The organism is Roseburia sp. AF22-2LB (assembly GCF_003461125.1).
Classification (GTDB): domain Bacteria; phylum Bacillota; class Clostridia; order Lachnospirales; family Lachnospiraceae; genus Roseburia_C; species Roseburia_C amylophila.
The window spans coordinates 91771-104566 of sequence record NZ_QTWM01000002.1 but is presented as its reverse complement, the minus strand read 5'-3'; the positions used below and the strand labels follow the sequence as shown (position 1 = coordinate 104566).

At 41.6% G+C, this 12796-nt stretch carries 10 protein-coding genes; all 10 read left to right on the top strand.

What is annotated here, in order from left to right:
• The first annotated feature begins 117 nt into the window (after positions 1-117).
• Positions 118-1356 carry a DUF1015 domain-containing protein gene (locus DWX96_RS03115; RefSeq protein ID WP_118056772.1) on the top strand — a complete coding sequence of 413 codons (1239 nt, stop codon included), beginning with the start codon at positions 118-120 and terminating at the stop codon, positions 1354-1356.
• Between the two features lie 31 nt (positions 1357-1387).
• Positions 1388-2299 (top strand): mechanosensitive ion channel family protein, encoded by a 912-nt coding sequence (locus DWX96_RS03110; protein ID WP_118056771.1) that lies wholly within the window; start codon positions 1388-1390, stop codon positions 2297-2299.
• Between the two features lie 120 nt (positions 2300-2419).
• Positions 2420-2620, top strand: coding sequence for a cold shock domain-containing protein (locus DWX96_RS03105; protein ID WP_022243044.1), 201 nt, complete (start codon positions 2420-2422; stop codon positions 2618-2620).
• A 151-nt stretch (positions 2621-2771) separates the two neighbouring features.
• Complete coding sequence (locus DWX96_RS03100; RefSeq protein WP_330416137.1) at positions 2772-5690, top strand: insulinase family protein; 2919 nt, start codon at positions 2772-2774, stop codon at positions 5688-5690.
• 45 nt (positions 5691-5735) lie between these two features.
• A complete protein-coding gene (gene era / locus DWX96_RS03095) occupies positions 5736-6647 on the top strand; it encodes a GTPase Era (protein WP_022243042.1) in 912 nt (303 codons plus the stop codon).
• A gap of 21 nt (positions 6648-6668) precedes the next feature.
• A complete protein-coding gene (locus tag DWX96_RS03090) occupies positions 6669-6914 on the top strand; it encodes a YqzL family protein (RefSeq protein ID WP_199535182.1) in 246 nt (81 codons plus the stop codon).
• On the top strand, positions 6859-7599 hold the full coding sequence (gene recO / locus DWX96_RS03085) for a DNA repair protein RecO (protein WP_022243040.1): 741 nt from the start codon (positions 6859-6861) through the stop codon (positions 7597-7599). Before DWX96_RS03090 ends, recO begins: the two co-directional genes overlap by 56 nt.
• A 103-nt stretch (positions 7600-7702) precedes the next feature.
• Positions 7703-8314 carry a hypothetical protein gene (locus DWX96_RS03080; protein ID WP_118056769.1) on the top strand — a complete coding sequence of 204 codons (612 nt, stop codon included), beginning with the start codon at positions 7703-7705 and terminating at the stop codon, positions 8312-8314.
• An 18-nt stretch (positions 8315-8332) separates the two neighbouring features.
• A complete protein-coding gene (locus DWX96_RS03075; RefSeq protein WP_022243038.1) occupies positions 8333-9730 on the top strand; it encodes a glycine--tRNA ligase in 1398 nt (465 codons plus the stop codon).
• Between the two features lie 205 nt (positions 9731-9935).
• On the top strand, positions 9936-12572 hold the full coding sequence (gene ppdK, locus DWX96_RS03070) for a pyruvate, phosphate dikinase (RefSeq protein WP_117840960.1): 2637 nt from the start codon (positions 9936-9938) through the stop codon (positions 12570-12572).
• The last annotated feature ends 224 nt before the right edge of the window (positions 12573-12796 follow it).

Below are 12796 nucleotides of genomic sequence, written 5' to 3'. Positions count from 1 at the left end.
ATGCAGGTGAGAAAAAGATAATATATGGACTGCCCGGTTACGCCGCGACAGTCCATTTCTCTTACGCAGGAAACTCACAAAGCGTGTTTTTCGCAATTACGCAGGAAGGAGAAAATAATGGCAGATATCAGACCATTTTTATGTATCAGACCAAGAGAGGATGAGGCGGCAGAGATTGCAGCACTTCCGTATGATGTATATAACAGAGAAGAAGCAAAGAAAGCGGTAGAAGGACATGACAAAAGCTTTCTTCGCATTGACCGTGCCGAGACACAGTTTGATGATTCCGTAGACACTTATGCACCGGAGGTATATAAGAAAGCCCATGACATGCTCTGGGATATGGTAGCAGAAGGTGATTTCGTAAAAGAAGAGAAACCGTGCTATTATATTTACGAACTGACCATGGACGGAAGGGTGCAGACCGGTATTACAGCCTGTGCTTCAATTGATGATTATCAGAATCAGGTCATTAAAAAACATGAGAATACCAGAGCAGATAAAGAGCAGGACAGAATCAACCATGTAAATATCTGTGATGCACAGACCGGACCGATTTTCTTAGCATACCGTTCCAATGATACCATCAATGCAGTGGTAGAGAAGGTAAAGAAGACAGCACCTCTTTATGATTTTGTGGCAGAGGATGGAATCGGACATCGTGTATACAGAATTGCAGAGGCAGAAGATATTGCGGCTATCGAGGAAGCATTTGCAAAGATAAAAGAAATTTATATCGCAGACGGTCATCACCGTGCAGCATCCGCAGTAAAGGTAGGACTGATGCGGAGAGCAGAGCATCCGGATTATGACGGAACTGAGGAATTTAACTATTTCTTATCCGTATTATTCCCGGATGACCAGCTTATGATTATGGATTATAACCGTGTGGTAAAAGACTTAAATGGAATGACAGAAGAGGAATTCCTTGGAAAGATGAACGACCTGTTTGAAGTGGGAGCACCACAGAAGGAAGCGGTTCATCCGGCTGAAAAAGGAAGTTTCAGCATGTACCTTGGGGATAACTGGTATGCCTGCCGGATGAAAGAAGCGGATTTAAGCAGTGACCCGGTAGATGGGCTGGACGTATCAATTTTACAGAATGTGTTACTGCATCCGGTACTTGGCATTGAAGACCCGAAGACCGATAAGCGGATTGATTTCGTAGGTGGAATTCGTGGACTGGAGGAATTGGAGCGCAGAGTACATAGTGACTGTAAAGTGGCATTTGCCATGTATCCGACCAGCATCGGAGAGTTGTTTGCAGTAGCAGATGCCGGAAGACTGATGCCGCCGAAATCCACCTGGTTTGAGCCAAAACTTCGCAGTGGATTATTTATTCATGCACTTTCATAATAACTTTCATAAATAACTGGAGGATATTAAAATGGGATTTTATCTGACCGCATTAGAAGCCAGCACAGAGGGCATTACAGCGGAAGAAGTCAGCGATGCTATTGAACAGATGAAGAAACCGGGCGTGGTACGTACTTACCTGGAGGGGCTGGTGCCGGATTTACTGGCGTTTCTCTTTCAGGTGGTGATTGCCTGCGTGGTATATGCCATTGGCGTAAAGTTAATCAAGCTTTTCCGGAAACTCGTCCGGAAATGGCTGGATAAAAAGGATGCTGACAAGGGTGTAAAACAGTTTATGGATGCACTGGTCAAGTGCATTGGATATTTCTTCTTGATTGTAATCATTCTTTCGCTCTTTGGAATTGCAACCACATCTGTAATGGCAATTGCAGGTTCTGCAGGACTGACGGTAGGCCTGGCACTGCAGGGAAGCTTATCCAACTTTGCCGGCGGCGTATTAATACTGATGTTAAAACCGTTTAAAGTGGGGGATTATATTGTAGAAGACAGCCATGGCAACGAAGGAACGGTAACAGAGATTTCGATTTTCTACACCAAGTTAAAGAGTGTTGACAATAAGATTATCGTAATTCCAAATGGAATCTTAGCCAACAGCAGCCTTACCAATGTAACCTACAGTGAGAAACGCAGGATTGACCTGGAAGTAGGGGTGTCCTATTCGGCGGATTTAAAGAAGACGAAGGCTGTGATAGAGCAGTTGCTTCTTTCCGAAGAACGCCGGCTTAAGGACGAGGCGGTGCAGGTCTTTGTATCGGAATTGGGAGACAGCAGTGTTACCATTGGTGCAAGAGTGTGGGTGCCGACTGATTTATACTGGGATATCCGCTGGGCACTGACTGAGGAGATGAAAAATGCTCTGGATGAAAATGGAATCGAAATTCCGTTCCCGCAGCTTGATGTCAACGTAAAGAATCCGGTATAAAATCGGGCAAAAAAGTGAAAAAGTTTGACAAATATTGGAAAATATGCTACTGTTAGCCATGTAGTCGTGCACAATTTTGTGCAACTTTTTAGATTTATTGTGTATTAGGAGGAAAAAGAAATGCAGGGAACTGTAAAATGGTTTAACGCAAAGAAGGGTTATGGATTTATCTCAGATGCAGAAGGAAATGATGTATTCGTTCATTTCTCCGCATTAAATATGGATGGATTCAAAGAGCTTAAAGATGGAGAAGCAGTTGAATTTGAGGTAGTAGAAGGAGAAAAAGGACCTCAGGCAGCTAACGTAGTTCGCTTAGGTTAATTCGTATAGAGTTGAATATGAAATAAGCGCAGAGCAGGAAGATGGATATCCGTCTTCCTGTTTTTAGGTTTATCAGGTGTAAATGTAAAAAAAATGTGTTATACTGATAAAGACTGTGAGTCAGATTATGAGAACATGGAGGATAAAACATTTGAATTTAGCAGCGTTAACAGCATATGAATTAATCAAAGAAGAAAATCTGACAGACATCCATGCAAAGGGATATCTGCTTCGACATAAAAAGAGTGGAGCTAAAATCAGCCTTATTTCCAATGATGATGAAAATAAGGTCTTTTATATTGGATTCCGTACTCCGGTAGAGAACAGCACCGGCGTACCACATATCATTGAGCATACGGTATTGTGCGGTTCGGACAAGTTTCCGGTGAAGGATCCGTTTGTGGAACTGGTGAAGGGTTCTTTAAATACATTCTTAAATGCCATGACTTACCCGGACAAGACCGTTTATCCGGTGGCAAGCTGCAATGATAAAGATTTTGCTAATCTGATGGATGTATACTTAGACGCTGTGTTCCATCCGAATATCTATAAGAAAGAAGAAATCTTCAAACAGGAAGGCTGGCACTATGAATTAGAGGATAAAGATGCACCGGTTACCATCAATGGAGTGGTATACAATGAGATGAAGGGCGCATTTTCTTCTCCGGAGGGTGTCTTAGACCGTGTAGTATTAAATTCCCTGTTCCCGGATACCACATACAGCAATGAGTCCGGCGGTGACCCGGAAGTAATTCCGGAGCTTACTTATGAGCAGTACCTTGATTTCCACCGGAAATTCTATCATCCATGTAATTCTTATATTTACCTTTATGGAAATATGGATATGGACGAAAAACTGGAGTTTCTCGATAAAGAATATTTAAGCCATTATGATAAAATCGAAGTAGATTCCGCAATTCAGCTGCAGGCTCCTTTTGAAAAGCCGGTAACCATCAGCAAGCCATATTCCATTGCATCTTCCGAAAGCTTAGAGGATAATGCATATCTTTCCTATAATGTGGCAATCGGAACGAATCTTGAGAGTGAACTGACTCTGGCATTTGATGTCTTGGATTATGCACTATTAAGTGCACCGGGAGCACCGTTGAAGCAGGCACTTATTGATGCAGGAATCGGAAAAGATATCATGGGCGGATTTGATAACAGCACCTTACAGCCAATTTTTTCTGTGGTGGCAAAGAATGCCAATAAAGAAGACGAAGAGAAGTTTGTAGGAATTATCGAAGATACTTTAAAGAAAATCGTCAAAGACGGTCTCAATAGAAAATCCCTGTTAGCAGGAATCAACAGTGAAGAATTCAAATTCCGTGAAGCAGATTACGGTAATTTCCCGAAGGGATTAATTTATGGATTATCCTGTATGGACAGCTGGCTTTATGATGATGACGAACCATTCTTATATCTTAAAATATTAGACGTATTTGCAGCATTAAAGGAAAAGATTGAAACAGGATATTTTGAAGAACTGATTCAGAAATATCTTTTGGATAACAGCCATAAATCCTATGTATCCATTGAACCGGAAAAAGGCTTAAATGCCAGGCTGGAAAAAGAATTAGAAGAGAAACTGGCTGCTTATAAGAGAGACTTATCAGAAGAAGAGATTGATAAGTTAGTAGAGGATACAAAGCATTTAAAACAGTATCAGGAAGAGCCGTCACCAAAGGAAGACCTGATGAAGATTCCGATGTTAAAACGGCAGGACATGAAGCGTGAAGCGCAGCCGCTGGTATATGAAAAGGTAAGCTGCAATGGCATCGAAACCATTCATACCAACATTTATTCCAATGGCATTCATTATCTGAATCTGATGTTTGATATCAGTGATATTACAGAAGAAGAACTGCCATACCTTGGGGTGTTAAAAGCTGTACTTGGTTATATGGATACAGAGCATTATAATTATGCAGACTTAGCAAATGAGATTAATCTTATGACCGGCGGTATCTCTTCCCAGATTAATATTTATGCGGATACTAAGAAAAAAGACAGTTTCCATGCAAAATACGAAGTACGTTCCAAGATTCTTTATCAGAATTTAGAAGAGGGGCTTAGACTTCTTTCTGAGATTCTGATGGGCACACAGATTACAGATGAAAAACGTCTCTATGAGATTTTAGCGCGTATCAAATCGAGACTGCAGATGTCCTTAAGCTCTGCCGGACATTCCGTATCTGCCATGCGGGCAATGTCTTATTTCTCACCGGTAGCCCGATTCAATGACCTGGTTGGCGGAATTGCACTGTACCGGACGATTGCAGAATTAGAAGAACATTTTGAAGAAAAGAAGCAGTTCTTAATGGATAAATTAAGAAGCCTTACAGAGAAAATATTTGTAAAGAACAGACTGTTGATTTCCCTGACGGCAGACGCAGAAGGATATCAGCTGTTAGAAGAAAAATTCCCGCAGTTCTTAACTGTTTTACCGGATGGAGCAAAAGAGGGAGAAGCAGTTACCTTCCATTGTGAGAAAAAGAATGAAGGTTTCTTAGATGCATCCAAAGTACAGTATGTATCCAGAGCCGGAAATTATTTATCGAAAGGATATTCCTATACCGGAGCACTTCGTATCTTAAAAGTAATTTTAAGCTATGATTACCTTTGGATTAATGTCCGGGTAAAGGGTGGTGCATATGGTTGCATGAGCGGATTTATGCGGAATGGAGATGCATATTTCACTTCTTACCGTGACCCGAACCTTAAGAGCACCAATGAGATTTACGAAGGTATCCCGGCATATTTAAGAGCCTTTGATGCAGATGAACGTGATATGACAAAATATATCATCGGAACAGTAAGTGATATGGATACCCCGTTGAATCCGGCTGCCAAGGGCATGCGTTCCGTAAGTGCTTATCTTACCAATATTTCTTATGAGGAATTACAGCGTGAGAGAAATGAAGTTTTAGATGCACAGCCGGAAAACATTAAAAATCTCGCAGTGCTTATTGAAGCGGTACTCGCACAGGATGCCTTGTGTGTCATCGGTGCAGAGGAAAATGTAGAAGCAGAAAAAGATATGTTCTTAGAAGTAAAGAATCTTTATTAAAAGCTGTGGGTAATAGTCCCGCAGCATACATAAGAAGGAGTAAGTATGACGGAAAATTTTAAATCAGGCTTTGTAACACTGATTGGACGGCCGAATGTAGGAAAGTCCACCTTGATGAATCATCTGATTGGACAGAAGATTGCAATTACATCCAATAAACCGCAGACTACCAGAAACCGTATCCAGACTATTTATACGGATGAAAACAGAGGACAGATTATTTTTGTGGATACACCTGGTATCCATAAGGCAAAGAATAAGCTGGGCGAATTTATGGTAAATGTGGCAGAACACACATTAAATGAAGTGGATGTCATTTTATGGCTGGTGGAACCGAGTGATTTTATCGGCGCAGGAGAGCAGCATATTATTGAAAAGTTAAAAACTGTAAAGACACCGGTTATTCTGGTTATCAATAAATTAGATACCTTGGATAACAAGGATAAAATGCTGGAGTACATTGACACTTATCGTAAAGTCTATGACTTTGCGGAAATCGTACCGGCATCTGCACTGCGGGGAGAAAATACGGATGTTATCATTGATTTGATTTTTAAATATCTGCCGTATGGTCCGATGTTCTATGATGAGGATACCATTACTGACCAGCCGGAGCGTCAGATTGTGGCAGAGCTGATTCGTGAAAAAGCCTTACATGCTTTAAATGAAGAAATTCCTCATGGAATTGCCGTTTCTATTGACCAGATGAAGAAACGCAAAGGCAGGAAAATGTTTGATATTGATGCTACGATTATCTGTGAGCGGGATTCCCACAAGGGAATTATTATCGGCAAGCAGGGAGCCATGTTAAAGAAGATTGGTACCAATGCCAGATATGAAATTGAACACCTCTTAGATGCCAAGGTTAATTTGAAACTTTGGGTAAAAGTGAAAAAAGACTGGCGTGACAGCGATTATATGATTAAGAACTTCGGATACCGGGAAGAGGAATTCTAAATATTGACAGTATTATCTTAAGTGCTTCTGGAAAACCTAATTTCATACAAGTATGAAGAAAGGGCAGGAAGGAAGCATATTGTAAGAGCAAGCTGGAATCATTTTACTTTGACCGGAAGTGTAGATGATTATCTTAAGTTTAAGGAACAGGAAAAAGAAGAACAGGATGGATTGGGCAGCCTGAAAGAGAAAGTAAGAGGTGAACAGGACCGTGGGCACAAACGTGATGGTTACGGGTATGGTGCTTACCGCAATGCCAATCAGTGAATATGACAAACGAATTACGATACTGACCCTGGAGAGGGGAAAGATTACGGCGTTTGCCAGAGGTGCAAGAAGACCGAACAGTACACTGCTGGCAGCCTGCAATCCCTTTTCCTTCGGACAGTTTGAAGTCTATGAGGGCCGTACCTCCTACAATGTGGTGCGGGCAGAAATTAAAAATTATTTTACCGAACTCACCACAGACTTGAATGATACATACTATGGATTTTATTTTCTTGAGATGGCAGAATATTATGCCCAGGAAAACAGTGATGACCGGGAAATGCTAAAGCTTCTTTACCAGTCCTTAAAGGCACTTGGAAAGAAGAATTTTGATAACCGGCTGGTCCGTGTGATTTATGAACTGAAAATGATGGTGCTAAACGGAGTATATCCGAATCTTTTTTCCTGCCAGAAATGTGGAAGAAAGGAACCGATGCAGTTTTTCAGTGTGCAGCGCGCCGGGCTTCTTTGTGATTCCTGCAGCGAAACCGAGCATGGCAGACGGTTAGATGCATCTACCATTTATACGATGCAGTATATTATTACCACGGAATCAGCAAAGCTTTTTCATTTTGCAGTATCAGAAAAAGTGTTGTTTGAACTGATTCGGACGGTGAAGGAATTTCGGGAAAAATATGCACCCCATACATTTAAATCAGAGCAATTTTTAGAAGGGCTTTTCTGATTTATGGAGAAGCCGGGCATTTTGCCTGAGGTAACGCTTGAAATACCAAACCGAAAATAGTATAATTGTTGAGATTATGAGATATAGGGATTTGGAGGTTCGTATGAAGAAAAAGATAAGTGCACTCCTTGTAATGCTGTTAGTCTGTGGAATATTTGGCGGCTGCGGTGCTACAAAAGATGCAGATACCACGACACTCTTTCCGGAGAAAAAGGGTGGAATCACAGAAGTTGCAGTAGGCGACTTTGACAAAGACAATTATGATGAGAATGAGTTAGAACAGTATGTAAAGGATTCCATCAAAGAATATGAAGACAATGATGGCGCCGGGACAGTAAAATTAAAAAATCTTTCCGTAAAAGACGGAGTCGCAAAGCTTGGTATGCATTACAGTGACAGCACAGCATATTCTGCATTTGTGGGAGATACCGTATTTACCGGAACGGTGGTACAGGCAATTGCTGCCGGATATGATTTTAATACAGATTTCGTAGCGGTAACAGATGGAGCTGCCGGAGATGCAGCGGACAGCAAAGATGTCATGAAAAATGATGACTATCATGTTATCGTATTAAGCAAGGGTGTAGATGTTACGGTTGATGGAACACTGCAGTATGTTTCATCCGGGGTAATCGTCAAGGATAAGAACACTGCAACTGTGGATGAAATTCCTGCTGGTGAGACAGCAGAAGCAAGATATATTATTTATAAATAGAATGCGAGGAAGAATTTTATGGAAAAATCAATGGAAAAAATTGTAGCTTTAGCAAAGGCAAGAGGTTTTGTATATCCGGGTTCCGAGATTTACGGTGGACTGGCAAATACATGGGATTACGGTAACCTTGGTGTAGAATTAAAGAATAATGTGAAACGTGCCTGGTGGCAGAAATTCGTACAGGAAAATCCATACAATGTTGGTGTAGACTGTGCCATTCTTATGAACCCGCAGACATGGGTAGCTTCCGGACATTTAGGCGGATTTTCAGACCCTCTTATGGACTGTAAAGAGTGTCATGAACGTTTCCGTGCAGATAAGATTATTGAAGATTATGCAGAAGAGCATGGCATTACATTAGAGACTTCTGTAGATGGCTGGAGTCAGGAAGAAATGATGAACTTCATCAAAGATAACAGTGTTCCATGTCCATCCTGCGGAAAACATAACTTTACAGATATCCGTCAGTTCAACCTGATGTTCAAGACTTTCCAGGGTGTAACTGAAGATGCAAAGAATACGGTATACTTAAGACCGGAAACAGCACAGGGTATTTTTGTTAACTTCAAAAACGTGCAGAGAACATCCCGTAAGAAAGTGCCTTTCGGCATTGCACAGATTGGAAAATCTTTCCGTAACGAGATCACTCCTGGTAACTTTACTTTCCGTACCAGAGAGTTTGAACAGATGGAGCTGGAGTTCTTCTGTGAGCCGGGTACCGACCTTGAGTGGTTCCAGTACTGGAGAACCTTCTGCCATAACTGGCTGTTAAGCCTTGGCATGAAAGATGAAGAATTACGTCTTCGTGACCATGATCCTGCAGAGCTTGCATTTTACAGTAAAGCAACTACCGACTTTGAATTCTTATTCCCGTTCGGATGGGGCGAGCTGTGGGGAATTGCAGACCGTACCGACTATGACCTGACACAGCATCAGAATACATCCGGTCAGGATATGTCTTACTTTGATGATACCAAGAATGAAAAATACATTCCATACGTTATTGAACCGTCTCTTGGAGCAGACCGTGTGGTACTTGCATTCCTTTGTGCAGCATATGACGAAGAGAACATCGGAACAGAAGAGAAACCGGATATGAGAACCGTTCTTCATTTCCATCCGGCACTTGCACCGGTTAAGATTGGTGTGCTTCCGCTTTCCAAGAAATTAAATGAAGGTGCAGAGAAAGTATTTACACAGCTTTCCAAGAAATACAACTGCGAATTTGATGACAGAGGAAATATCGGTAAGCGCTATCGTCGTCAGGATGAAATCGGAACTCCATTCTGTGTAACTTACGATTTTGAATCAGAAACAGACGGAGCAGTTACGGTACGTGACCGTGATACCATGGAGCAGGAGCGTATCAAAATCGAAGATTTAGATACATATTTTGCAGAAAAATTCACTTTCTAAATCAAACACTTTATTTTTTACATGACTGAATGGTCTGATTTCGAAAAAATGGTTGCGAAACTATAAAATTATGATAAAATAAATATGTGCGCTTGTGGACAAGTGGCACGCATAATGGGTGACATTGTGGATATCAATTGTTGTTGATAACAGACGATGTTCGCATATCAATAAACCAAAGTAAATTTATTAGGAGGAATTCAAAATGGCAAACAAATGGGTTTACATGTTCAGTGAAGGAAACATGTCCATGCGTAATCTCCTTGGTGGAAAAGGTGCTAACCTTGCCGAGATGACTGATATCGGTCTTCCAGTACCACAGGGATTCACAATCACAACAGAGGCTTGTACTCAGTATTATGAGGATGGCCGCAAGATTAACGACGAAATCATGGCACAGGCTATGGAAGGCGTTAAGAAAATGGAAGAGATCAATGGAAAGAAATTCGGAGACCTCAAGAATCCATTACTTGTTTCTGTTCGTTCCGGTGCCAGAGCATCTATGCCAGGTATGATGGACACCATCTTAAACCTTGGACTGAATGACGAAGTAGTTGCAGCAATGATCGCTGGAAACCCAGATCCTAAATTCGAGCGTTTCGTATATGATTCTTACAGACGTTTTATCCAGATGTTCTCTGACGTTGTTATGGAAGTTGGTAAGAAATATTTCGAGCAGCTCATCGATAAGATGAAAGCAGACAGAGGAGTTAAGTTCGACGTTGAACTTACAGCCGCTGACTTAAAAGAATTAGCAGAGCAGTTCAAAGCTGAGTACAAGAACCAGTTAGGAACCGATTTCCCATCTGATCCTGTAGAGCAGTTAAAATTAGCTATCGAAGCTGTATTCCGTTCATGGGATAACCCACGTGCAAACGTATATCGTCGTGATAACGATATCCCATATTCCTGGGGAACAGCTGTTAACGTAATGCCTATGGTATTCGGTAACTTAAATGATGAGTCTGGTACAGGTGTTGCATTTACCCGTGATCCTGCTACAGGCGAGAAGAAATTAATGGGTGAGTTCTTAATCAATGCTCAGGGTGAGGACGTAGTTGCTGGTGTTCGTACACCTATGCCAATCGCTCAGATGGAGCAGGAATTCCCAGAAGCATATGCTGAGTTCATCAAGGTTTGTGAGACTCTTGAGAATCACTACCATGACATGCAGGATATGGAGTTTACAGTAGAGAACAAGAAGTTATACATGCTTCAGTGCCGTAATGGTAAGAGAACTGCTCCAGCAGCTCTTAAGATTGCATGTGACCTTGTTGATGAAGGACATAAGACAGAAGAAGAAGCAGTAGCTATGATCGATCCTCGTAACTTAGATACACTTCTTCATCCACAGTTTGATGCAGCAGCATTAAAAGCAGCTACACCAATCGGAAAAGGTTTAGGAGCTTCTCCTGGAGCAGCTTGTGGTAAGATCGTATTTACAGCAGAAGATGCAGAAGCTTGGAACGCTCGCGGAGAGAAAGTTGTACTTGTTCGTCTTGAGACATCTCCGGAAGACATCACAGGTATGAAAGCTTCCCAGGGTATCTTAACTGTTCGTGGTGGTATGACATCTCACGCAGCTGTAGTTGCCCGTGGTATGGGTACATGCTGTGTATCCGGATGTGGTGATATCGCTATGGACGAAGAGAATAAGAAATTCACTCTTGCTGGAAAAGAATTCCATGAGGGAGATTTCATCTCTATCGATGGTACAACAGGTAACATCTACGATGGCGAAATCAAGACAGTTGACGCTACCATCGCTGGTGAGTTCGGCCGTGTTATGGCTTGGGCTGACAAATATAGAAAACTTAAAGTTCGTACTAATGCAGATACTCCTGCAGATGCTAAGAAAGCTCGTGAGCTTGGAGCAGAAGGTATCGGACTTTGCCGTACAGAGCATATGTTCTTCGAAGAAGACAGAATTGCAGCATTCCGTGAGATGATCTGTTCTGACACTGTAGAAGAAAGAGAAGCAGCTCTTGAGAAGATTCTTCCATATCAGCAGGGAGACTTCAAAGCTCTTTATGAAGCACTGGAAGGATGCCCGGTTACTATTCGTTTCCTGGATCCACCTCTTCATGAGTTCGTTCCTACAGAGGAAGCTGATATTAAGAAATTAGCAGATGCTCAGGGCAAAACTGTTGAGCAGATTAAGACAATCATCGATGGACTTCATGAGTTCAACCCAATGATGGGTCACAGAGGATGCCGTCTTGCTGTAACATATCCTGAAATTGCTAAGATGCAGACAAAAGCTGTTATCCGTGCAGCAATCGAAGTTCAGAAAGAGCATGCAGATTGGAATGTGAAACCTGAAATCATGATTCCATTAGTATGTGAAGTTGAAGAGCTTAAATACGTTAAGAAAGTAGTTGTTGAGACAGCAGACGCTGAGATCGCAGCTGCAGGCGTTAAATTAGAGTACGAAGTTGGTACTATGATCGAGATTCCTAGAGCTGCTCTTACAGCTGATGAAATCGCTAAAGAAGCTGACTTCTTCTGCTTCGGTACTAACGACTTAACTCAGATGACATTTGGATTCTCCCGTGACGATGCTGGTAAGTTCTTAGATGCTTACTATGACAAGAAGATTTTCGAGAACGATCCATTTGCTAAGTTAGACCAGACTGGTGTTGGTAAACTTATGGATATGGCACTGAAACTTGGTAAGCCAGTTAATCCGAACCTTCACGTTGGTATCTGTGGAGAGCACGGTGGAGATCCTTCATCTGTTGAATTCTGCCACAAGATTGGTCTTGACTATGTATCATGTTCACCATTCCGTGTACCAATCGCTAGATTAGCAGCAGCTCAGGCAGCAATCGCTAACAAATAATTATTGGACAGGAACAATATAATATACAGCATATCTCATATATCGTGGGAATGCTGTATATGCAGGATAAGCCTCACCGTATGGTGAGGCTTATCTATCTTGTGAAATGGTACTTATATTGTATAGTATTTTTGTATTGCATAGCATTTTTATATTGCATAGTGCTTTTTAGCTTGTGCAGCATGATTGTTATATGACCTTATATTTCGCTTGCTGCCAGGTTC